This window comes from Paractinoplanes lichenicola (genome assembly GCF_016785085.1).
In the GTDB taxonomy this organism is placed as follows: Bacteria; Actinomycetota; Actinomycetes; order Mycobacteriales; family Micromonosporaceae; genus Actinoplanes; species Actinoplanes lichenicola.
In genome coordinates this window covers 640,526-660,669 of sequence record NZ_JAENHO010000002.1, presented here as the reverse complement: position 1 = coordinate 660,669, position 20,144 = coordinate 640,526, and the positions used below count along the sequence as shown (strand labels likewise).

Sequence of the window (20,144 nt, the reverse complement as noted above, 5' to 3'; positions counted from 1 at the left end):
CTCCAGTAGCAGTTGATCATGTGTTCGGGCCGGACTTGATCACGGCGGGCGGGTCGGTCTCGGCGACGGCTGACCGGCCGGGCTCGAACACGCCGGACCCGCCGCGCTCGATGACGCCGGACCGGCCGCGCTCGATCACGCCGGAGCGGCCGGGCTCGGGGATGTCACCCCCGCCGATCTCGATCACGTCCGCCCGGCCCGACCGCAGCACAACCAGAACGGCCACGGCCGTAGCTGCGATCAACCCGCCCAACGCGACCAGCGTCACCGAGTCGGGCCGCAGCAACGGCTGACCGCGCAACGCCTGCCAAGTCAGAAGCACAACCACGCCCGCGTACGCGAGACCACTGACCAAAATCAGCCGAGCGCCGACCTTCTCCCCCAGCCGCGTGCGCCGGGTCAGCAGCAGGGCCAGCAGCGGCAGGAACTGCAGCCCGTGCATCCCCACGAAGTGCCCGATCCGCAGGTCGCCGCCAGTAGTGCTCCACCCCGTGACGGGCAGCCCCGGCCCCCCGTCCGGCACCCCCACGGCATGCGCCCCCGAGATGCCCTCGAGCCCCGGATCCTGCATGGGGAGCACCATCGGCACCGCGGCCGCCATGCCGAGCAGTGACAGGAAGAGTCCGAGGCGGATCGCGTACGCGGAAACGCGGTTGGCTATGCGCTGGAACAGGGCGACGACGCCGATGGCCAGGTGCGCCACGAAGAGCACCATGATCGAGGCGCCCATGATCGACCAGAGGGTCTCGTCGAACGGGGTGGTGTCGTTGAAGTGGCTGCGGTGGCCGCGGGCGGCCTGGAGGGTGATGATCGCGACCTCGATGACCGAGACGGCCACGATCGCCGTGCCGGCCCATTCGGCGAAGCGGCTGCGCCGCGGCAGGACGGCCAGCATCCACGCCAGCGTGGCGGCGTAGACGGCGAACGAGACCGCGAACTTGAACGGCTTGAGCCAGACCGGGGCGCCGAGCAGGGTCCGGTCGTCGGCGAGGACTCCGACGACGGTGACCAGGGTCAGCAGGGCCGTGGCGGCGGTGAGGACCAGCAGGGGTCGGTGCCATCTCATGACCGCAGCGTCGCGTGGTTCGGGGGCCGTTTCGTCAGTCCGCGGGCCCCTCTCGCGGCCGCCGGTCCGAGGCTGCGTCCTACCCAGGTAGGAGATACTGTCTCGCCGTGATCGACTTCCCCGCCGACGATGCCGGCCGTCGCAGCAGCGCTTCCTTCGGCCGCCACGTGGTGGCCGATGCCCTGCGCGTGGCCGACCCGGCCGCCGCCGACGCCACCCTCGCCGTTCAGGATTGGCGCCGCGGCTACCTGCGCCCGTTCTGCTCGCTGATCTCGGCGGCGGAAAAGAGCACGGCGGAAAAGGGCGGGTACGACATCGCCGCAGCCGGTCTGGCCTCCGTGCGCGAGCGGATGCCGGTCGAGATCGCCCCGCCGGCGCAACCGTTCGAGACGGTCACGATCGACGGGGAGGCGCCGCGCGAGACCGAGGTCGTGCTGCCCTATCGCGGGGAGTCGCTGCGCGGCGCCGCACTCATCCAGCGGCTCGACGCGTGGGTCGCCGCCGGCGTGATCGAGCAGTCGTGCGCCGACGCCGTACGGGAGGTCGTCAACAACCCGGATTGGCTCGACCTGTCGGATCAGCGGCTCGTCGTGCTGGGCGCGGCGGCCGAGATGGGCCCGCTGCCGGCCGTGCTGGCCTGGGGCGGGACGGTCGTCGCGGTCGACCTGCCGAGGGTGTGGGAGCGGGTCGCGGCGGTGCCGAGCGCGGGCCGCCTGATCGCGCCAGTGCTCCCGGGCCGTGACCCCGGCGCCGACCTGCTGGAGGAGCTGGGCGCTGTCGCGCAGTGGCTGGAGGGCGTCGACGGCCGGCTCGTGCTGGGCAACTACGTCTACGCGCCGGGGGCGGCGTACGCGAAGCTCTCGGTGGCCGTCGACGCGCTGGCCGTGCACCTGCGCGAGCGCCGCGAGGATGTGGCCCTGGCCTTCCTGGCCACCCCGACCGATGTCTTCGCCGCCACGCCGGGCGCGGTTGAGCTGTCCCAGGAGCGCTACAGGAAACGCTCGCGAACGGCCCGGCTCACCGGCGCGCTCTCGGGCGGGCGGCTGCTGCAACCCAACTACGACGGCGACGCGATCAACGACAGCCTGGTCCCGCAGCAGGGTCCGAACTACGCGCTGGCCAAGCGGATCCAGCGCTGGCGGGCCGCGGTCGCCCGGCGCGAGGGGGTGGTCAGCTTCGCCGTGGCCCCGCCGACCCGCACCCGTTCGGTCACCAGCAACCGCCTGCTGGCCGCGGCCTACGCGGGCGCCCACCTGTTCGACGTGGAGATCTTCGAGCCGGCCACGGCGAACCGGCTGATGGCCCTGCTGCTGGTGCACCAGCTCCGCAAGCCGCGCGCGGCCGCCCCGACGACGGCCGCGGACGAGGCGGTGTCGGCGGCCCACGGCGGCCTGTGGACCACGGCCTATCACCCCCGTACGGCGTTGGGCCTGGCCGCCGTACGGGGATTGGTCAGCCGGTAGCGCCGTCGATCCGCTCCCGGATGATGTCGGCGTGACCGGCGTGACGACCGGTCTCCTCGATCATGTGCACCAGCACCCAGCGCCGGGAGAGCGGCACGTTGCGGCCCTTAGGGCGGGGCGCGGGCTCGCCCAGGTCGGTCCAGCCGGCGATGACCTTGTTGGTCTCCTCGATCGTCTCGCGATAGCCGGCCAGGATCCCGTCGACTGTCTCCTTGGCGGTGGGCCGCAGGGTGCGGTTCATGTTGGTGATCGGCTCGCCCAGGAAGTAGAAGCGTTCCACGTACGTCAGGTGTTTGATCAGCCCGAGCAGGTTGGTGCCCGAGGCCACCCCGGCCGTACGGACCTCGGGCTCGGGCACGCCGTCGAGCTTGCCCGCGATCGAATCCCGCAGCCCGTCGAGCACGTCCAGCAGCACACTCTTCTCCGTCGCCATGCCGCCCAGCTTGATCTTCGCCGTTCGCGGCTTGCAAGAAACGTTGCGGATCCGCAAAATCGCAGGTGTGACCGACGATGTGCTGGCCGGTGTCGGGCCCCGGCTGCGGGCGCTGCGCCGGTCGCGGGACATCTCGCTGGCCGCGCTGGCCGCCGAGACCGGCCTGACCGCGAGCACGCTGTCGCGGCTCGAGACCGGCAAGCTGCGCCCGACCCTCGAGCAGTTGCTGCCGCTCGCGCGGGCGCACGGCGTGCCGCTTGACGACTTGGTCGCCGCGCCGCCGACCGGTGATCCCCGCATTCACCTCAAGCCCGTACGCCGTTCCGGCCTGACGGTCGTGCCGCTGACCCGCCGCCCGGGTGGCGTGCAGGCGTACAAGGTGATCTATCCCCCGGCCGGCGGGACCTACCCGACCGAGCTGCGCACGCACGACGGGTACGAGTGGTTCTACGTGCTCAACGGCCGGATCCGGTTCGTGCTGGGCGATCAGGAGTACGAGCTGGGCCCGGACGAGGCCGCCGAGTTCGACACCCGCATCCCGCACTGGCTGGGCAGCGCCGGCGCCCAGCCCGCCGAGCTGCTCACCCTCTTCGGCGCCCAGGGCGAACGGGTCCACCTCACCCCGCGTTGAGGGCGCTTTCGAGCAGGCGGTGCAGCTTGGCGGCCCGGGTCGGGTGGCGGTGGGACATCCAGGCGACCCGGCCGGCCAGGTGCGCGGCAAAGTCGGCGTGGCCGTCGCGGTTGGCCTCGGCCAGGCCGTGGGTGGCCGCGTTGTGCAGGGTCGCGCGCAGCCGGTCGTAGTCCTCGCGAGGCACGGCCGGGCGCTCGTTGACGACCAGGCCGGTCAGGGCCTGGCGCTGGGACCGGGTGCGGACGCGCGTCTTGTGCGGGTGCAGCCGAAAACCTTCCTCGTACGCGATCCGGCCGGTCAGCGCGACGAGGCGATCGACGCGCGGGGCGCTCAGCGTGCCCGAGAAGGCCAGGTCGTCGGCGTAGCGGCCGTAGGTCAGGCCGAACCGGTCGGCCAGGCCGCTCAGCCGCCGGTCGAGCCGGTACGCGCACAGGTTGGCCAGCGCGGGCGACGTCGGAGCGCCCTGCGGCAGGTGGGGCTGGCGGAGCAGGGCGGCCAGGTGCGGGTCGGGGGCGGCGCGCAGGACGGCGGCCGGCGTACGGGTGGTGGTGAGCGCGGTCAGGGCGTGCGCGACCGGCTCGGGATAGCCGATGCCGCGGAACAGGCCGTAGATCCGGGCCGCCGTGATGCTCGTGAAGAAGGCCCGCAGGTCCATGCTGATGAGCAGGTCACGGCCGGTGTGCGTACGGGCGAAGGTGTGGGTGCCCCGGCCGGGGACGAAGCCGTGAACCCGATCGTGCACGGGCACCCGCCCCAGGATCCGCGCGAGAACCCGGCGCTGGTGCTCGCGCAGGCGGGGTTTGGGCGCCTCGATCAGCCGGTGCGGCAGCCACAGGTAGCGGTAGTGGCGGAGTCGCTCCTCGCGGGCGTGCCGGTTGAGCTCGCGGCGGTCGGCGAACCAGTCGAGCGCGTCGCCGTCGAGCTCGAGGAAGGCGGCCAGGTCGGCCAGGTCGCCGATTTCCGGGGCGTTCCAGCGCATCCGTACGACCCGGGTCGCGCTGACCAGCCGGTGGCGGACGACCACGCGGCCCGGAATGCCGTCCCACGCCGCCAGGAACTGGCGGAACTCGCGGGGCCGGTCGTAGGGCGCGCGCGGATAAACGCGCGACACGGCCTCGACCAGCCGGCGCGTCCAGCCCTTGGGGCCCACGGTCACCCGGCGTACGGCCGCCTGCATCTTCGCCGGGTGCCAGTCCGTGGTGAGCAGCGCGTCGGCGACGGTGCCGGTGGCAGCGTGCCCCGACGAATCCCGGTCGTGCCTGCGCCGCCCTGCGCGAAGCGCTGCGGCGCGCCGGCGATGCGCTGCGATGGTCAAGCAAACTCCCTCGGGGTTGCCCCGAAGAGCCGTCGGGTGACGACGGCCAGCTCGGGACACGCTGCCACGAGCCAGCATAGTAATCACCGGGCGCGAACCATTTTGCTACCGAAACTCTCACGTTCCCGCACCCGAAGCCGATCAGCTCCCTCGACCGGATCTTCCCCCAGCCGCGAGGTGCTCTTCCCATGACTGTTGTGGTCTCCGCCGCCACCGACCTGCCCGACGTCGGCACGGCGCTGTTCCTCGTCCTCGGCGAGGGTGTGAACTTCCGGTCCCGGCTCGAATCGGTCGACGGCGAGACGTTCACGGTCGCCGCCCCGCTCGAGACGGCCGGCCCGGCCGGGTTCACGCCCGGTCAGGAGTTCGAGATCTTCTGGGCCACCCCGCGGACCCGCATCGTGCTCCCGACCCGCCTGGTCGCGCTCTCCGACGAGTCGCCGTTCCGCTGGCGGCTGACCCCGACCGCGGCGCCCCGGCAGAGCAACCGCCGGGAGTACGTACGCGGCGGGGGCGGTGCCGCGGTCCGGCTGGCGACCGAGGAGCACTCGATGGAGGGTGCTCTGCTCGACATCAGCGAGGGCGGCCTGCGCTGCTGGATCGACGAGCCGGCCGACCTGGCCCCCGGCGACGAGTTGCGCGCCACCGTCTCGCTCGGGCCGGAGAACGAGGTCGAGGTGACCGGGACGATCCTGACCGTCCGGGAGGCCCCGCACGGCGACCCCGGGCAGCACGTGGTGCTCACGTTCACGTCGGGCGAGAGCCTGGCCCAGATGATCCGCCTCTACGTGATGACGTGGGAGATCAACGAGCGACGCCTGCGCCTCGGCTGACCGCTACCAGGGGACCCCACGACAACCCCTTCACCGCGCTGACCGACCTGGTGCGCGCGGCGGTCAGCTCCGAGCCAGGGCGTCCTGGATCGCCGGGCTCGGTGGTGACGTGACCGCTGGGGGCCGTTGCCGTACGGCGTCCCAGGCGGCCTTGCCGCTGGCGAAGTAGTCGCGCACCGACTTCTCGGCGAGCAGGGCCCGGCCGCAGCCGTCGCACTTCGCCTTGACGCCGTCCACGTCGAGGCCCAGGCTGCGGCAGAGCGTCACCGCGCGGGACAGGTGATACGCCTGGGTGACGACGAGCGCGCGCCGCACCCCGAAGACGTCACGGGCCCGGAGGCAAGAATCGTAGGTGTCCAGGCCGTTCGGGTCGGCCACCACGCGGGCCGGGTCCACCCCGAGCGGGCCGGTCAGATAGGCCGTCATCGCCGCCGGTTCGTCGCCGGAGTCGCCGCCACCGTCGCCCGAGACGAGCACCACCCGGGCCCGGCCCGTGGAGACCAGGTCGGCGGCGGTCTGCAGGCGCCCGGCCAGCCGCGACTCGGGCTGCCCACCGGCACCGACCGTCGTCCCCAGCACAATCACCACGTCGGCCGCCGGCGCGTCGGCCACGTCGTACACATGCCCTATGGCCGCTGTGGTCGTCCAGATCCAGGGTGCGCTGACCAGGAGCACCAACACCAGCACCGCGCCGACAAGCCATCGCCGCTTGGACACCCTTGAACTCACGGGCGCAGCGTAGGCGTCGTTGTCACCCTTGTTTCGGCCCGCCTGCTTGTTCCTGCCACCCTGCTTGTTCCTGCCACCCTGCTTGTTTCGGGCCGCCTGCTTGTTTCGGCCACCCTGCTGGTTTCGACCCGCTTGCGGCAGGTTCGACGCCGCGGCCGGCCTCTCGGCGGGGTGTGACCGTTCGGTGTGCGATGCGCCAGCCCAGCGGGGTGCGGACGAGCCTGTCCTCGTATGTGAAGCTGGCCGACGAGCCGTCCTTGGTCAACGCGAACCCCTTCGACCAGGCCCGGGCGCCGTCACCCTCGGCGCGGACGATGACGTTGGTGACGTGATGGGCGATCGGGCCGTCGGGGCCGAGGCGGTGCGAAGCCGCGATATAGATGTCGAGCCGCGGCCGGGACGGGTCCGACGCCGGCAGCGGCGCGCGGCCCAGGGCACTCGCGTCGACCTCCAGGTCAGGGGTGAACACCTCGTTGAACCGCTCGTAGGCGCCGGCGTCGCTCAGATGACCGTGCAGGGCGATCACCTCGTGAATCTCCAGCCGGTCCTCAACGCTCAAGCTCATCGCAGCTCCAAACACGACACTCAGCACGCGACGGCCGACGATAGCTCCGCCCCCAACACACCGCCAACCATTAGGCGCCGTAGACGCCGCTTGACCTCGTCGCGGATCACGGCTGTCGAGTTGCGGATTACTGGCGTTGCCGAGTGCGGCGTTGCCGAGTGCGGCGCTGCCCGAGTTGCGGCGCTGCCGAGTCGCGGCGCTGCCGACGGCTCCGGATACGACGAAGCCACGGTGATCACGTCGTCATACCCATCCCGGGTAGGGTTCGCGCGCGGTACGGCCATCCCAAACCCCCACCCACCCGGGGCAGGGCAGGGCAGGGCAGGGCAGACCTTACGCCTGGGGTGTGACGGGAACGGGTGGTTATCCACAGGCGGGTGCGGGAACCGGCTGATTGTGGATAACTCCGGCGGCGGTGGGTGGGCGTGCGAGGCTTGCGCGGTGATGGATGCGGTGATCGCCCACTTCGATGGGGTGGCGGAGCGTTATGACGAAGTGTTGCCGTTCTTCTCGGGGTTTGCCGGGCTTGCTGTTGAGCAGCTCGCGCCGCCGGTGGGCGTACGGGCGCTTGATCTGGCTGCGGGGCGCGGGGCGCTGACCGAGGCTTTGCTCGCGCGGGGAGCGGATGTCACCGCCGTGGATGCGGCGCCGCGGATGGTTGCGTTGTTGCAGGCGGCTCATCCTGGGGTGCCGGCGACTGTCATGGATGTGAGCCGGCTCGGGTTTCCCGATGACAGTTTCAACCTTGTCGTGTGCGGGTTCGCGATTCATATCGTGACCGATCCCGAGGCGACGTTGCGGGAGGCGCTGCGGGTGACTCGGCCGGGCGGGCGGCTGGCCTTCACCGTTCCGGGGCGGGCGGACGGCAGCCCGGATCCGTGGGACGACCCGCTGGTCGAGTTGTATGCGGAGTACCGCCGCTATCAGCAGAGCGGGCACGGCCGTCAGGGGAACGACTTCGATTTCGAGGACGGCTTTCCGGGGCTCGAGGATCTCACGGCGGCCACCCTGGAGGTCGCCATTCCGGTGCCCGACGGCGAGACCTATTGGCGGTGGAGCCGGTCGCACGGGTCGGGGCGGTTCATCGACAACCTGACGGCGTTCCGGCGGGCCGAGATGCACGCCCGGCTGCTGGAGCAGATGGTCGAGCGGCCCGGGTTCGTGTTGCGGCGGTCGGCGACGTTGTGGACAGCGCGACGAGGGTAGATGCAAAGTATGCGCAGACTCGTGGTGACGGAGAACATCACCCTCGACGGGTTCATCTCGCCGATGGGTGACTGGTTCGATCCGATGGTGCCGGACGACGAACTGACCGTCGTCAACAATCAGAACAGTGCCGACTCCGACGCGCTGGTGCTGGGCCGGGTGACGTACGAGGAATTCGCCGGTTTCTGGCCGCATCAGCAGGGGCCGGTCTCGGACTATCTGGACCAGGTGGCCAAATACGTGGTGTCGAGCAGTCTGGACAAGGCGGACTGGCAGAACACGACGATCCTGAGCGGGCCCCTGGAAGAGGAGATCGCGGCCCTGAAAGCCACCGACGGGAAGGACATCACCGTCACGGGGAGCACGACCCTCGTACGGTCGTTGGTTCCGACGGGGTTGGTGGACCTTTACCGGCTCTTCGTCTATCCGGTGGTGCAGGGGCACGGCATTCGGCTGTTCGAGGAGCACGAGCTGCGGCTGCAACCCGTACGGGCGAAGGCTTTCGTCGCGGGTGTGGTGCTGCTGGAATACGCCTACTCGGGGTGAATGCGCCCGGCGGTCGCGGTCAGCCGGGCGCCGGATCCGCCCCAGCGCAGGGCCACGATCTCGGCGGCGATGCTGACCGCGGTCTCCTCCGGGGTGCGCGCGCCCAGGTCGAGGCCGACCGGGGAGGCCAGCCGGGCCAGGTCGTCGTCGGTGAGGCCGGCCTCCTGCAGGCGCTTGTTGCGGTCGTCGTGCGTGCGCCGCGAACCCATCGCCCCGACGTAGGCGACCGGCAGCCGCAGCGCGACCTCCAGCACCGGCACGTCGAACTTGGGGTCGTGGGTCAGCACACAGAGGACGGTCCGCTCGTCGATCCGGCCCGCCTCGACCTCGGCGTTGAGATAACGGTGCGGCCAGTCGACGACGACCTCGTCGGCCGACGGGAAGCGCCGGGCGGTCGCGAAGACGGGCCGCGCGTCGCAGACGGTCACGTGATAGCCCAGGAACGAGCCGATCCGGGCGGTCGCCGCGGCGTGGTCGGTGGCGCCGAAGACGAGCATCCGGGCCGGCGGTGCGAACGAGGCGACCAGCACGGAGAGTCCCTCACCCCGGCGCTCCCCCGACGGTCCGTAGTGGAGCACACCCGTACGCCCCGCGGCCAGCAGCCCGCGCCCGTCGTCGGTGACGGCGTCGTCGACCCGGTCGCCGCCCAGCGTGCCGGTGCGCTCGTCCGGGGTGACCAGCAGGTGCGCCGCGTCGTCGAGCCGGGTCAGCAGCGCAACCGGCCGGCTTGTCCCGATCGCCGCGGCCAGCTCGGGCAGCTGCGGGAACGACTGCCGGTCGACCCTCTCGATCAGCAGCTCGATGATGCCGCCGCAGGTCAGGCCCACCTCGAACGCGTCGTCGTCGCTGATGCCGTACCGGACCGTGCGGGCCTCGCCGCTCTCGATCGCCTCGAGGCACTGCTCGTAGACCGCGCCCTCGACACACCCGCCGGAGACGCTGCCCACAACCTCGCCGCCGGGCCCGACAACCATGGCCGCGCCCGGCTGGCGGGGCGCGCTCGACCAGGTCGCCGTGACGGTCGCCAGCCCCACCGGCTCACCGGCCTCCCACCAGTCCAGCAGCTTGTCCAGCACGTCACGCATGAGGGTTCAGCTCCGGAACGTCGAGATCGAGATCGTCGGCCACGTCGTCGACCGGCACCACCCGTACGGGGTGGGTCTTGAGATAGCCCCGGGCGCCCTGATCACCGACGGCGGACTCGATGACGCCCGGCCAATGGTCGCGGCCCAGCAGGACGGGATGCCCGCGCCGGCCCTGATAACCGCCCATGACCAGGGCGTCGGGGGCGGCGTGGGCGACCACCCGGCGTACGGCCTCGGGGGTGATGCCCGGCATGTCGACCAGCACGATCACCGCGGCGTCGACCGACTCGTCGAGGGCCTGCAGGCCGGCGCGCAGCGACGAACCCATGCCGGAGGACCAGTCGGGGTTGATGACGACTCGGGGCAGGGCGGGCACGGCATTGATTACCCGCTGCGCTTCCGCTCCAAGCACCACGACGGCCGGTGACGCGCCGGCCTCACGGAGAGTGTCGGCGGCCCGCTCGACCAGCAGCTTGTCGGGATAGGGGATCAGGGCCTTGGGCATGCCGTAGCGTCGCCCCGCCCCAGCGGCGAGCACCAGCCCGGCCGTGACCCACGCCATAGATCGAGCCTAGTCCGCCGCGGGCCCATGATCCCGACCCTGACCCGAACGACATTTCCGACTCCCGAGGCGAAACGCGTTGCGGGGGTGGCCGGTAGCGGTGGTGACGGTGACAACTGCAGGCCGCCGGTGGCGCTGCGACTCATCATTCGGTGGCTGCGGGGGGGGCGGGCTCCGAGCCGTGGGTTCAGAACTGCTGGCCGCCCACGTCGGCCTGGTTATGGGCGACCATCCACAGCAGGCTGCCGTGCATGGCTTCCAGGGAGGTGTAGCGCGGGGCGTAGCCGAGGATCGTACGGGCGCGGTCGATGCTGGCCGCGATGCCGCGTTCGATGTGTTCGCGGGTGACGTCGGCGTTTTCCTTGCCCGCGCGTTCGGCGAATTCGGGCCAGTCGACGAAGTCCAGCGACGGGGTGCGGCCGAACCACGCGGCCACGCCGGCGGCCAGGCCGCGGGACGTCATGGCTTGTTCGGCGACCACGTGGAAGCTGGAGCCGATGGCCGCGGGCCGGGTCAGGGCGCGTTGGAAGGCCTGGGCCACGTCGTCGGCATGCACGTGGTTGAGGATGCCCATGCCCAGCGCGGGCAGGGCGACCGGCTCCCCCACGGCCAGGCGGCGCCACACGTCGGCGTCCATGTTGCCGGCCGGGTTGATGGCGCGGCGGCCGGGGCCGCTGATGTGACCGGGGTGCAGCACGACGCTGGGGACGCCGCCGGAGAGGGTTTCGCGGTGCAGCAGTTCCTCGATCGCGGCCTTGCCGATGCCGTAGTCGCCGTACGGGGTGCGCGGTTCGTCCTCGGTCAGCGGCGCCCGCTGGGCCGGGCCGTGCACCCAGATGCTGCCGCAGTGCAGCAGCAGCGGGCGGGCCGGGCGCAGCGCCTCGACGAGCTGACGGGCCGAGCCGGGCGTAAAGCAGATCATGTCGATCACCGCGTCGGGGCGCAGGGCGGCGATCCGCTCGCCGAACGTGCCGGCGGTGTCCTCGGCGCGGCGGTCGGCGGTGACCCGCTGCACGGCCTGCCACTCGGGGCGCTCCTGGTGGGGCGTGCGGTCGCCGCGGCTGACCGCGATCACCTCGTGGCCCGCGTGCACCAGCCGGGGCACGAGATAGCTGCCGGTCTGTCCCGTCGCCCCGATCACCACTACTCGACGCATCCGGTCAGCCTAGTCCGGTAAATCGGTTGCCTCGCGGCTCAGGGTTCGCGACGATTCCGGCATGACGTACTGACGGACCAAACCCAGCCTTTCCTCGGCGCCTCTTTCGAGGTGTGTCCGCCCCATCGTCATCTCCGGAGCATCCGCCTTGTCTGTGCGAGTCTTCGCCTCTTCCCAAAGCTGGATCGAGTCCGACGCGGTCGACCAGTGCCACCGCGTCGCCGCCCTCGACGGCATGCGGCACGTCGCCGGCATGCCCGACCTGCACCCCGGCAAGGGCGCCCCGATCGGCGCCGCCATGCTTTCGTCAGTCCTCTATCCGTTCCTCGTGGGGTCGGACATCGGCTGCGGCATCGCCGTCTTCCCCATCAAGCTCAAGCGGCCCAACCTCGAACGGCTGGCCGCCCGTTTCCCCGACCTCGACCGGGCGCTGACCCCCGACGATGAGTTGTGGCCGGACGAGATCCCCGCCGATCACCCGGAGAGCCTGGGCACGGTCGGCCGCGGCAACCACTTCGTCGAGCTGGCCCGGGTCGACGAGGTCATGCAGGAGGGCCGCGTCGGCAAGGGCGATCTGGTGCTGATCGTGCACAGCGGGTCGCGCGGGCTGGGCGAGAGCATCCTGCGGGCGCACACCGAGGTGCACGGCGCGGGCCCGGCCGCCGATCCCGCCGCCTATCTCGAGGCCCACGACCAAGCCGTACGGTGGGGGTCGCTGAACCGGCGGCTCATGGCCGAGCGGGTCGCGCACGCGCTCGGGGCGGCCACGGCCGAGCCGATCGTCGACGAGTGTCACAACTTCGTCGAGGTGCGCGACGGTCTTTACCTGCACCGCAAGGGCGCGGCCCGGGGCATCGGCAACGACGTGCTGGTCGCGGGCACCCGGGGCACGCCGTCCTACCTGGTCGCGGGGCATGCGGGGGCCGAGGCGAACTTCTCGGTCGCGCACGGGGCCGGCCGCAAGATGTCACGTTCCGACGCGCTGCGGCGCAACAAGGCCAAACACACGGTGACCGAGCTCCGGCGTACGGCGGTGGGGTCGCTGGTCGTCTGCGGCGATCGGCAGCTGCTGTTCGAGGAGGCGCCGACGGCCTACAAGCGCATCGAGCAGGTGATCGGCGACCTGGTCGCGCACGAGCTGGCCACGCCCGTCGCGGTCACGATCCCGCTGGTCACCTACAAGACGCGGGACCGCTGATGAGCGTGCACCTGCTGATCTCGGCCGGGCGCGGGCCGCGGGAGTGCGACTGGGCGCTGGCCGAGCTCGTCCGGCGGCTCGAAACGGAGGCGGCCGCGGGCGGTCTCACGATCGGTAAGACGGAGATGCAACGGTCCGTGGTGGTCGAGATCGACGGCGAGGGCGCGGCCGATTTCGCGCAGGGCTGGACGGGCACGCTGTGCTGGCAGGCCCCCAGCCCCTTCCGTACGGGGACCGGCCGCAAGAACTGGTACGTCATCTCGCAGCCGTGCTCGATGGAGGCGGCCCGCACGACGTTCGACGAGGCGGACGTGGACGTCGTCGCCACGCGCACGGGCGGGCCGGGCGGCCAGCATCGCAACAAGGCGAGCACGGCCGTCCGGGCCACCCACCGGCCGTCCGGGCTGGTCGTCGTGGTCGACACCGAGCGGCAGTTCAGCCTGAACCGGCGGCTCGCGATGCGGCTGCTGCGCGAGCGCCTCGAGTCGGGCGACGCCGCCGCCGAGCGGGAGGCGATCACCGCCCGCTGGCGGGTGCACGACGACCTCGTACGGGGAAACCCGACTCGGACGGAGAGGCCGGCTATTGAAGCGAGCGCCCGCGCAGGAACGAGACGGCCTCGTCGAGCCCGCGGTCGGTGAGCTCGGGGTCGTAGCGGGGGCCGACATCGCGCATGAACGCGTGCTCCCCGCCGGCGTAGACGTGCAGTTCCAGATCCTCGTGGCCCGCCTCGTAGAGCGCGGAGACGATCTGGGCGCGCGCGGCGGCGGGGACGTGCGGGTCCCGCGACCCAAAGATGATCATCAGCTGGCCCCGGATGTCGGCCGCGCGAGCCAGCGCGTCGGAGTGGTCGGCGCCGAGTGCGCCGTTGTGCAGGCCGGTCGGATAGAAGCAGACGGTGGAGGCGACCCGCTCGTCGAACGCGGCCCGGAAGGCCAGATGCCCGCCCAGGCAGTAACCCGCGGCGTGCACGGTGGTGACGTCGGGGCGCTCGGCAAAGTAGTCGAGGACGGACACCCGATCCTCGTCGAACTCGGCGGTCGTCATCGACGCGGCACCGGCCAGCCCGGCCTGCTTGCCCGCGTCGTCGAACTCGAGGGCCACCCCGGCCAGCTCGCCGCGCGGATAGATCTCGGGCACGCAGACGATCAGCCCGGCCGCGGCCAGCCGGCGACATGTGCGCAGCGTCGACTCGGTCAGCTGGAAGATGTCGGAATAGAGCACCACCCCCGGCCGGTTGCCGCCGCCGACCGGAGTCAGCACCTTGGCCCGGATCTCGTGTCCGGCCCCGGGGATCCGTACGTCTTCCTCGCTCACCTTCATAAGGCCGCACCCTACTGACAAGATCGCGCCCCGGCCGCGCGGTGGCGCTCCACAGATAGCGTGTCTTCTATGCGCGGTCGCTCGGGACCGTCCGCAACCTGAAACCACCCCACCCGGGCGACCCTGGCGGCGGCGGCCAAGGCGTGCTCGTCGGCGACTGCGTCCGGGTGCAGGGCGACAAGTTCCTCGGGGAGTTGCCCTGCAAAGGCGGCGGCGATCCCAAGCCGACCCACGTCGTCAAGGAGATCGGCCCCACGGTCTGCGCCGGCTACGACATCCAGATTTTTCGCTATCCCGAGGGGTCGCTCGAGGACGCCCTGAGCAATACCGACACGTACTGCCTGAACAAGCTTTAGCGGGACAGCGCCGGGGCCAGGCCGGCCAGCGTGGTCAGGCGGTCGGGCTCGTCGTGCGGGCCGGCGTCGTGGCGGTCGAGGTGGATGGCGCGCAGGCCGGCCGCGCGGGCGGGCAGCACGTCGAGGTCGTGCCGGTCGCCGACGCTGACGACCCGGGCCGGTTCGAGGCCGAGGCGCTCGCAGGCCAGCCGGAACGCGTCGGGCGACGGCTTGGCCACGCCCAGATCCTCAACCGTGAACAGCGGGCCGACCCGGCCTTCGAGCCCGGCCTTGACGAGTTTCGCGCGTTGTTGCGCGACCGTGCCGTTGGTGAGCACGGCGGTGGCCAGGCCCGCGGCCGCGAGTGCGACCAGCGCATCGTCCACGTCGGGGAAACGGCGCCAAGAGGCCTCGTACGCCCGCAGGTAGCCCTCGAAGATGTCGTCCAGCGCGCTTTCCTCGTACGGGACTTGGATCTGCGGCAGGAAGTCGCGCAGCCGGCGTCGTCGTTGCTCGGCGAACGTCACGCGACGCTCGCGCCAGGCCACCATGTGCCGTTCCTGCACCTCGTCCCAGAGCGCGTAAGTGTCCGAAGTCGACGCGACACCGAACTCGGGCAGCCAGCGGTCGAGCGCCGCCCGCACCGCCCCGTGGTGATCGATGAGCGTGTCGTCCAGATCGAGCAATACGGCGCGCAACACATGAGCAGCTTAGGCGCGGGCTCGCAGGCGGCGGAGCATGCGGGCGTCGCTGAAGCCGACCGCGCGGGCCGCCGACTCGACCGTGGCGCCGTGGCCGATCAGGTATTCGGCGCGTTCGACACGGAGTTGCTGCTGATAGCGCAGCGGCGTGCGGCCGGTGGCGGTCTCGAAGAGGCGGGTCAGGGTGCGTTCGCTGACGCCCGCGCCGGAGGCCAGGGCGCCCAGCGGCAGCGGCCTGGTGAACTGGGCGTCGATCCTGTCCTGCACACGATGCACGACGTCGCTCAGATGCGCGCGGTGGCGCAGCATGGCCGACGCTTGTTGCTCGTCGCCGTTGCGGCGCGCGTAGACGACCATCTCGCGCGCGACCCGGGCCGCCACCGCCGGGCCGTGCCGCTGGGCCACCAGGTGCAGGGCGAGGTCGATGCCGCTGGCGATCCCGGCCGACGTCACCACCCGGCCGTCACTGACGAACAGCACATCCCGTACGACGGAGGCCCGCGGATATTCGCGGGCCAGCCGATCCTGCAGGTCGTGGTGGGTGGTGCAGCGCCGCCCGTCGAGCAGCCCGGCCCGGGCCAGCGCCTCGGCGCCCGAGCAGACGCTGGCGACCGTGCCCCCGGCCGCGTGGTGGGCCGCGATCCGCTCGAGCAGGGCCGGGCCGACCGGCTCGTACCCGTCCCGCCAGCCCGGCACCAGCACCAGGTCGTCGGCGGTGAGCGCGGGCCACTCGACGGCGGCTTGCAGTGTCACGCCCTGCCAGGACGGCACGGCCTCGGTCTCGGCCACGTAGTCGAGCCGATAGCCGGGCGCGGTGGAGAACACCTGGGCCGGCCCGGCCAGGTCGAGCAGGTGCAGGCGCGGGGTCAGGACGAACACCACCCGGCGCACGATCCGGTCACTCTCCCAGATAGTCGTCCACCGTACGCACGGCGGCGAACCGGCCGGCCAGCGCGTATTCGGTGCGGGACACCACGTCCGCGGCGGCCAGCGTACGCGGGTCGGCCAGCAGATCCGCGACGGTCTGCTCGGCCGGGGCCGTCCAGTGCGGGATCGGGAACGTGCCGGTCGCATCGGTGACGAACGTGACCTCGTAGCCGAAATCGGACGCGACCCGGGTGGTGGTCTCGACGCACTGCTCGGTGCGCAGCCCGCACGTCGTGACCGCGGTGACCCCGTACGAGGTCAGGTATTGCTGCAGATTCGTCGTGCTGAAGGCGTTGTGCGAGGTCTTGACGACGACGTGCTCGTCCGGGGCCGGCTTGAGCTCGTCGACCACCCGCACGTGCCCCGAGGCGGGGTCGAACAGGTTGCCGGTGCCGGGCTCGGCGTGCAGCACCCAGACGACCCGGTCGCCGGCCGTCCGCGCCGCGTCGACGAGGCGGGCCACGTTGGCGATCAGCGCGGGGTTGTCGAGGGTCGACCAGAGCGGTCGCTGCCGGAACGATTCCTGAACGTCGATGACGAGGAGCGCGGTAGTCATGCCGTCAAGACTTCGCCTTTCATCGAGGCCGGAACAGGCACCATCGCGTCCCGAGGCGGAACGATCCGGTCGGTCGTCCGAGGCGGCGCGGCAAAAGCGACGCGATAATGCCGGAGTGCAGAGTGCATACGAGTATGTCGATGTCGTCCGGCCGCCGCGGCTGCGGGCCGGCGACCACGTGCGGGTGGTGGCGCCGACGGGCGCGCCCGAGCAGGCGGAGGTCGAGCGGACGACCCAGTGGCTCAAGAACCAGGGTCTCGAGGTCTCGGTGGGCACGCACGTGCTGGACGCCCTGGACGACGGGGATCGCGTCCAGGACATCGACCGGGCCCTGCATGACCTGTCGGTCAAGGCGATCATCGCGGTCGGCGCCGACCCGTGGGCGCATCGCATCGCGGACGACCTGGACTACACCACCGCGGCCCACCTGCCGACGCTGCTGGTCGGCTATCGCGAGTGCACCATCCTGCACCTGGCGTTCTGGGAGCGGGCCGGGCTGGCCGGCGTCTACGGCGAGCCCGGTCAGTCGTTCGTGGCGGCCGCCTTCGGCACCGAGCCGGTGGTCGTGCGGGCCGAGCCCGACTCGCACACGGGCGAGCTGACCACGAGCGGGCGGGCGTCCGGGGTGCTGCTCGGGGGCGACCAGGAGCAGATCGCCACCGCCGCCGGGTGGGTGCTGCCCAGCCTGCACGGGGCGATACTGCTGCTGGAGGCGTACGGGCTGCGGCCGGGCCAGATCGATCGGCAGCTGACCATGCTGATCCGCACGGGGCGGCTCAAGGGCGTACGGGGGGTGGCCGTGGGTCGTTACACCGAGTGCGGGCCGGGCAATGTGCTCGACGTGTTGCGTGACCGGCTGGCACCACTGGGCGTACCGATTCTGGGTGGTCTGCCGATCGGTCAAGGGGCAATTCCGGTCGGCACGCCCGCGATGCTCGACGCGGACGCGGGCACGCTGACCATCGAGCCGGCGGTTTCCTGAGACTGTCGATTCCCGGGCCGCGCCGTTCGTCGGTGAGGTGAGATCGACCCACGACGGAAGGCTTTGATCATGGCGAAGTACACCCTGCTCATCTATGGCGACTCGGCCCAGTGGGAGGCGCTGACCGCGGAGCAGCGGCGCGAGCACGACGCCGCGCACGAGGAGTTCCGCCGGGCGGCCGGTGACCGGGTGCTCGGCGGGCAGGAGCTGGAGCCGTCGCCGAACGCGACGACGCTGCGCGGGTCCGCCACCCTGGACGGGCCGTTCCTCGAGACCAAGGAGGCGCTGGGCGGGTTCTACCTGCTCGAGGCGGACGACCTGGACGAGGTGCTGGCCCTGGCCAAGCTGCTGCCCGAGGTGCGGGCCGGGCACAGCGGGGTCGAGATCCGGCCCGTCGTCGATCACGGATGACCGCCGTCGCGGACGCCCTGGCCCAGGCCCACCGCCGCGACTGGGCCCAGGTGCTCGCGACGACCGTGCGGGTCACGCGCGATCTCGACCTGGCCGAGGAGTGCACGCAGGACGCGTACGCGCAGGCCTTGGAGACGTGGGGCCGGGACGGGATCCCGGACCGGCCCGGCGCCTGGCTGACCCGGGTGGCCCGGAACCGCGCGATCGACCTGCTGCGGCGGGAGGCGGCGCTCCAACGGCGGCTCCCCTTGCTGCTGACCGACGAGCAGGATCGGGATGATCGGCTGCGGCTGGTCTTCACCTGCTGCCACCCGGCGCTGTCCCGCGAGCATCAGGTGGCGCTGACCGCCCGGCTCGTCTGCGGCCTGTCGACGGCCGAGGTGGCGCGGGCCTTCCTGATCTCGGAGGCGACGATGGCGGCCCGCCTGACCCGGGCCAAGAAGAAGATCGCGACGGCCCGGATCCCGTATCGGGTGCCGCCGCCGGAGGCCCTGGCCGAGCGGCTCGAACCGGTCCTCGAGGTGGTGCACCTGCTGTTCACGACCGGTCACACGGCCCCGACCGGCCCGTCGCTGACCCGGGCCGACCTGACCGCCAGCGCGCTCGAGCTGGCCCGCACGCTGCACCTGCTGATGCCGCGCGCGGCGCCGGTGACCGCCCTGCTGGCCCTGCTGCTGGTGAACGACGCCCGCTCGGCGGCCCGGGTCGCGCCCGATGGCCGTCTGTTACTGCTGTCCGAGCAGGACCGCACGCTCTGGAATCGCGATCGCATCACCGAGGGTGTGGCCCTGCTGACCGACTCGCTGCGCCGTCACCCGCCGTCCCGCTACTCGGTCGAGGCCGCGATCGCCGCCGTGCACGCCGAGGCCCCGTCGTGGGAGCAGACCGACTGGTCCGAGATCGCCGGCCTCTACGCCGTGCTGCTCCGGCTGACCGACGGCTCCCCCGTCGTGGCGCTGAACCGGGCGGTGGCGATCGGCTTCCGCGACGGCCCCGCGGCGGGACTGGCCGAGCTGAAACCGCTGACCGCCGAGCCCGCCCTGGCCACCTATCCCTACCTGGCGGCGGCCCGGGCCGACTTCCTGAGCCGGCTCGGCCGCGCCGCCGAGGCGATCACCGCGTACGGGGAAGCCTTGGCCCTGACCGACAATCAGGCCGAGCGCGATTTCCTCGCCGCGCGGCTGTCAGCCCTGCAGGAATGAGCGCAGGCCGGCGGCCGGGGTGATCAGGGTGACGGCGGACCCGTCGGCGAAGTCGAGCCGCAGGCGGCCGTTGCCCTGGCCGGCCGAGGACTTGAGCTCCGTACGGGGGCACTCCCAGCGCAGGCGCAGCGGGGTGGAGGGCCGGAACCAGGTCTTCTGCTTGGCCAGCACCAGCAGCCGCTGATCGGTCAGGGCCAGCACGCGAGGGTCGCTGACCGTGCGGATGTGCTCGTCGAGGCCGACGGCGAGGCTGGTCGGGATGCCGTGCACGCCGCGACGGTCGCCGGGCCGGTTGGGCACGGGCCGACGGAACCGGAACGGCGACAACTCGGCCTTGGACAGCCCGGCCGCCGTCAGCCCGTCGGCCCGGCTCGCCCACACGGCCGCGCGCAGGGTCTCGTCCGGCTTCAGGTGCTCCCGCACGCCCTCGAACTCGGTGGTCACCGTTTCCCTCTCAGTCCCAGAAGTTGAACAGGGCCGCACCCGTCGACTCCGGCTTCCACGACCTGATGTCGTACGCGCTCAGCTCCGGCCACCGCGCCGGATCGAGCGGGGCGGCCAGCTCCTCCGGCGTCAGCACCCGGAACTCCCCCGCGAAGGCCAGCGCCCCGATCAGATCGGGAAGGTCGACGAACGTCAGGGGGCCCCAGTCCCCGTCGAGGCTACGCGGCTCGGCCACGGCTACGGCCCCGGTGTCCCGGGCGATGACGACGGCCACGGTCCGGTCGCCGTAGTCGACGATCCCCTGGTGGAAGTTCGGGGTCACCCGGTCGGAGACCCGGAACTCGGTCACCCGGCCGCCGGTCAGGCGGGCCCCCTCGTGGCACACGCGGCGGAACTCTCTCAGGTCCGACATGAGGGGAAACTCTAGCTTCATTGACAAACACCTATGCGACGGATGGGGTGGGGAGCGACATCC

Annotated in this window: 24 protein-coding genes and 1 pseudogene; 11 read left to right on the top strand and 14 right to left on the bottom strand. The window is 71.8% G+C overall.

Annotated features, from left to right (window positions below; genetic code table 11):
- Nucleotides 1–16: 16 nt before the first annotated feature.
- Nucleotides 17–1,066, bottom strand: coding sequence for a hypothetical protein (locus tag JKJ07_RS07600; RefSeq protein WP_307834156.1), 1,050 nt, complete (start codon nt 1,064–1,066; stop codon nt 17–19).
- Nucleotides 1,067–1,233: 167 nt separating this feature from the next.
- Between JKJ07_RS07600 and JKJ07_RS07595 the strand changes: the two genes are divergently transcribed.
- Nucleotides 1,234–2,529, top strand: a complete 1,296-nt coding sequence (locus JKJ07_RS07595) for a hypothetical protein (protein ID WP_438871366.1) — start codon at nt 1,234–1,236, stop codon at nt 2,527–2,529.
- Here JKJ07_RS07595 and JKJ07_RS07590 read toward each other — a convergent pair.
- Nucleotides 2,519–2,929 (bottom strand): annotated as a pseudogene (locus tag JKJ07_RS07590) (DinB family protein); the annotation flags it as partial. The gene JKJ07_RS07595 and the pseudogene JKJ07_RS07590 overlap by 11 nt on opposite strands.
- Nucleotides 2,930–3,020: 91 nt before the next feature.
- Between JKJ07_RS07590 and JKJ07_RS07585 the strand changes: the two are divergent.
- Complete coding sequence (locus JKJ07_RS07585; RefSeq protein WP_438871373.1) at nt 3,021–3,593, top strand: helix-turn-helix domain-containing protein; 573 nt, start codon at nt 3,021–3,023, stop codon at nt 3,591–3,593.
- On the opposite strand, the gene JKJ07_RS07580 is transcribed toward JKJ07_RS07585, so the two are convergent.
- Nucleotides 3,580–4,908, bottom strand: coding sequence for a reverse transcriptase family protein (locus tag JKJ07_RS07580; RefSeq protein WP_202990505.1), 1,329 nt, complete (start codon nt 4,906–4,908; stop codon nt 3,580–3,582). The two genes, JKJ07_RS07585 and JKJ07_RS07580, sit on opposite strands and share 14 nt — an antisense overlap.
- 188 nt (nt 4,909–5,096) lie before the next feature.
- On the opposite strand from JKJ07_RS07580, the gene JKJ07_RS07575 reads away from it, so the two are divergent.
- The gene (locus JKJ07_RS07575) at nt 5,097–5,741 is read left to right on the top strand and encodes a flagellar brake protein (RefSeq protein WP_202990504.1); all 645 of its coding nucleotides are present in this window, start codon (nt 5,097–5,099) and stop codon (nt 5,739–5,741) included.
- 63 nt (nt 5,742–5,804) lie between these two features.
- On the opposite strand, the gene JKJ07_RS07570 is transcribed toward JKJ07_RS07575, so the two are convergent.
- Both JKJ07_RS07570 and JKJ07_RS07565 read right to left on the bottom strand, forming a co-directional pair.
- Nucleotides 5,805–6,470: a SanA/YdcF family protein gene (locus tag JKJ07_RS07570; protein WP_202990503.1), complete on the bottom strand. Its 666-nt coding sequence runs from the start codon at nt 6,468–6,470 to the stop codon at nt 5,805–5,807.
- Between the two features lie 22 nt (nt 6,471–6,492).
- Complete coding sequence (locus tag JKJ07_RS07565; protein ID WP_236028464.1) at nt 6,493–7,035, bottom strand: nuclear transport factor 2 family protein; 543 nt, start codon at nt 7,033–7,035, stop codon at nt 6,493–6,495.
- Nucleotides 7,036–7,479: 444 nt separating this feature from the next.
- On the opposite strand from JKJ07_RS07565, the gene JKJ07_RS07560 reads away from it, so the two are divergent.
- Together JKJ07_RS07560 and JKJ07_RS07555 are read left to right on the top strand one after the other, a co-directional pair.
- Nucleotides 7,480–8,241 carry a class I SAM-dependent methyltransferase gene (locus JKJ07_RS07560; protein WP_202990502.1) on the top strand — a complete coding sequence of 254 codons (762 nt, stop codon included), beginning with the start codon at nt 7,480–7,482 and terminating at the stop codon, nt 8,239–8,241.
- 9 nt (nt 8,242–8,250) lie between these two features.
- A complete protein-coding gene (locus JKJ07_RS07555; RefSeq protein ID WP_202990501.1) occupies nt 8,251–8,787 on the top strand; it encodes a dihydrofolate reductase family protein in 537 nt (178 codons plus the stop codon).
- Here the strand turns inward: JKJ07_RS07555 and JKJ07_RS07550 are convergent.
- From JKJ07_RS07550 to JKJ07_RS07540, 3 genes are all read right to left on the bottom strand, one after another.
- On the bottom strand, nt 8,775–9,872 hold the full coding sequence (locus tag JKJ07_RS07550) for an XdhC family protein (protein ID WP_202990500.1): 1,098 nt from the start codon (nt 9,870–9,872) through the stop codon (nt 8,775–8,777). The two genes, JKJ07_RS07555 and JKJ07_RS07550, sit on opposite strands and share 13 nt — an antisense overlap.
- Nucleotides 9,865–10,434, bottom strand: a complete 570-nt coding sequence (locus JKJ07_RS07545; protein WP_202990499.1) for a nucleotidyltransferase family protein — start codon at nt 10,432–10,434, stop codon at nt 9,865–9,867. Before JKJ07_RS07545 ends, JKJ07_RS07550 begins: the two co-directional genes overlap by 8 nt.
- A gap of 187 nt (nt 10,435–10,621) precedes the next feature.
- Nucleotides 10,622–11,590, bottom strand: coding sequence for an NAD-dependent epimerase/dehydratase family protein (locus JKJ07_RS07540; protein WP_202990498.1), 969 nt, complete (start codon nt 11,588–11,590; stop codon nt 10,622–10,624).
- A 148-nt stretch (nt 11,591–11,738) separates the two neighbouring features.
- Between JKJ07_RS07540 and JKJ07_RS07535 the strand changes: the two genes are divergently transcribed.
- Both JKJ07_RS07535 and JKJ07_RS07530 read left to right on the top strand, forming a co-directional pair.
- Nucleotides 11,739–12,788 carry an RNA ligase RtcB family protein gene (locus tag JKJ07_RS07535; protein ID WP_236028463.1) on the top strand — a complete coding sequence of 350 codons (1,050 nt, stop codon included), beginning with the start codon at nt 11,739–11,741 and terminating at the stop codon, nt 12,786–12,788.
- Nucleotides 12,788–13,429, top strand: coding sequence for a peptide chain release factor-like protein (locus JKJ07_RS07530; RefSeq protein ID WP_202990497.1), 642 nt, complete (start codon nt 12,788–12,790; stop codon nt 13,427–13,429). Before JKJ07_RS07535 ends, JKJ07_RS07530 begins: the two co-directional genes overlap by 1 nt.
- Here JKJ07_RS07530 and JKJ07_RS07525 read toward each other — a convergent pair.
- Complete coding sequence (locus JKJ07_RS07525; protein WP_202990496.1) at nt 13,371–14,111, bottom strand: dienelactone hydrolase family protein; 741 nt, start codon at nt 14,109–14,111, stop codon at nt 13,371–13,373. The two genes, JKJ07_RS07530 and JKJ07_RS07525, sit on opposite strands and share 59 nt — an antisense overlap.
- A 143-nt stretch (nt 14,112–14,254) precedes the next feature.
- On the opposite strand from JKJ07_RS07525, the gene JKJ07_RS07520 reads away from it, so the two are divergent.
- Complete coding sequence (locus JKJ07_RS07520) at nt 14,255–14,467, top strand: hypothetical protein (protein WP_202990495.1); 213 nt, start codon at nt 14,255–14,257, stop codon at nt 14,465–14,467.
- Here the strand turns inward: JKJ07_RS07520 and JKJ07_RS07515 are convergent.
- Genes JKJ07_RS07515 through JKJ07_RS07505 form a run of 3 tightly spaced genes read right to left on the bottom strand, consistent with a single transcriptional unit; the run spans nt 14,464 to nt 16,630 of the window.
- Nucleotides 14,464–15,147 carry an HAD family hydrolase gene (locus JKJ07_RS07515; protein ID WP_202990494.1) on the bottom strand — a complete coding sequence of 228 codons (684 nt, stop codon included), beginning with the start codon at nt 15,145–15,147 and terminating at the stop codon, nt 14,464–14,466. The genes JKJ07_RS07520 and JKJ07_RS07515 overlap by 4 nt on opposite strands.
- A gap of 9 nt (nt 15,148–15,156) precedes the next feature.
- Entirely contained in the window at nt 15,157–16,038 is an 882-nt protein-coding gene (locus JKJ07_RS07510; protein ID WP_202990493.1) for a GlxA family transcriptional regulator, read from the bottom strand.
- A 7-nt stretch (nt 16,039–16,045) separates the two neighbouring features.
- A complete protein-coding gene (locus JKJ07_RS07505; protein ID WP_202990492.1) occupies nt 16,046–16,630 on the bottom strand; it encodes a cysteine hydrolase family protein in 585 nt (194 codons plus the stop codon).
- A 115-nt stretch (nt 16,631–16,745) separates the two neighbouring features.
- Here JKJ07_RS07505 and JKJ07_RS07500 point away from each other — a divergent pair, with 115 nt between their 5' ends.
- The 3 genes from JKJ07_RS07500 to JKJ07_RS07490 all read left to right on the top strand — a co-directional run bounded on the left by JKJ07_RS07500 (nt 16,746) and on the right by JKJ07_RS07490 (nt 19,225).
- On the top strand, nt 16,746–17,612 hold the full coding sequence (locus JKJ07_RS07500; RefSeq protein WP_202990491.1) for a S66 peptidase family protein: 867 nt from the start codon (nt 16,746–16,748) through the stop codon (nt 17,610–17,612).
- A gap of 69 nt (nt 17,613–17,681) precedes the next feature.
- Nucleotides 17,682–18,023 carry a YciI family protein gene (locus JKJ07_RS07495; protein WP_202990490.1) on the top strand — a complete coding sequence of 114 codons (342 nt, stop codon included), beginning with the start codon at nt 17,682–17,684 and terminating at the stop codon, nt 18,021–18,023.
- Nucleotides 18,020–19,225 (top strand): RNA polymerase sigma factor, encoded by a 1,206-nt coding sequence (locus JKJ07_RS07490; RefSeq protein ID WP_202990489.1) that lies wholly within the window; start codon nt 18,020–18,022, stop codon nt 19,223–19,225. Before JKJ07_RS07495 ends, JKJ07_RS07490 begins: the two co-directional genes overlap by 4 nt.
- Here the strand turns inward: JKJ07_RS07490 and JKJ07_RS07485 are convergent.
- Together JKJ07_RS07485 and JKJ07_RS07480 are read right to left on the bottom strand one after the other, a co-directional pair.
- Nucleotides 19,208–19,669 (bottom strand): hypothetical protein, encoded by a 462-nt coding sequence (locus JKJ07_RS07485; RefSeq protein WP_202990488.1) that lies wholly within the window; start codon nt 19,667–19,669, stop codon nt 19,208–19,210. The two genes, JKJ07_RS07490 and JKJ07_RS07485, sit on opposite strands and share 18 nt — an antisense overlap.
- Nucleotides 19,670–19,679: 10 nt before the next feature.
- The gene (locus JKJ07_RS07480; protein ID WP_202990487.1) at nt 19,680–20,081 is read right to left on the bottom strand and encodes a hypothetical protein; all 402 of its coding nucleotides are present in this window, start codon (nt 20,079–20,081) and stop codon (nt 19,680–19,682) included.
- Nucleotides 20,082–20,144: the final 63 nt, after the last annotated feature.

Coding starts and splice junctions, on each gene's coding strand:
- JKJ07_RS07600 (WP_307834156.1), bottom strand. CDS start 1,066: ATGAGATGGCACCGACCCCTGCTGGTCCTCACCGCCGCCACGGCCCTG.
- JKJ07_RS07575 (WP_202990504.1), top strand. CDS start 5,097: ATGACTGTTGTGGTCTCCGCCGCCACCGACCTGCCCGACGTCGGCACG.
- JKJ07_RS07565 (WP_236028464.1), bottom strand. CDS start 7,035: ATGAGCTTGAGCGTTGAGGACCGGCTGGAGATTCACGAGGTGATCGCC.
- JKJ07_RS07560 (WP_202990502.1), top strand. CDS start 7,480: ATGGATGCGGTGATCGCCCACTTCGATGGGGTGGCGGAGCGTTATGAC.
- JKJ07_RS07555 (WP_202990501.1), top strand. CDS start 8,251: ATGCGCAGACTCGTGGTGACGGAGAACATCACCCTCGACGGGTTCATC.
- JKJ07_RS07550 (WP_202990500.1), bottom strand. CDS start 9,872: ATGCGTGACGTGCTGGACAAGCTGCTGGACTGGTGGGAGGCCGGTGAG.
- JKJ07_RS07545 (WP_202990499.1), bottom strand. CDS start 10,434: ATGGCGTGGGTCACGGCCGGGCTGGTGCTCGCCGCTGGGGCGGGGCGA.
- JKJ07_RS07540 (WP_202990498.1), bottom strand. CDS start 11,590: ATGCGTCGAGTAGTGGTGATCGGGGCGACGGGACAGACCGGCAGCTAT.
- JKJ07_RS07530 (WP_202990497.1), top strand. CDS start 12,788: ATGAGCGTGCACCTGCTGATCTCGGCCGGGCGCGGGCCGCGGGAGTGC.
- JKJ07_RS07525 (WP_202990496.1), bottom strand. CDS start 14,111: ATGAAGGTGAGCGAGGAAGACGTACGGATCCCCGGGGCCGGACACGAG.
- JKJ07_RS07505 (WP_202990492.1), bottom strand. CDS start 16,630: ATGACTACCGCGCTCCTCGTCATCGACGTTCAGGAATCGTTCCGGCAG.
- JKJ07_RS07495 (WP_202990490.1), top strand. CDS start 17,682: ATGGCGAAGTACACCCTGCTCATCTATGGCGACTCGGCCCAGTGGGAG.
- JKJ07_RS07490 (WP_202990489.1), top strand. CDS start 18,020: ATGACCGCCGTCGCGGACGCCCTGGCCCAGGCCCACCGCCGCGACTGG.
- JKJ07_RS07480 (WP_202990487.1), bottom strand. CDS start 20,081: ATGTCGGACCTGAGAGAGTTCCGCCGCGTGTGCCACGAGGGGGCCCGC.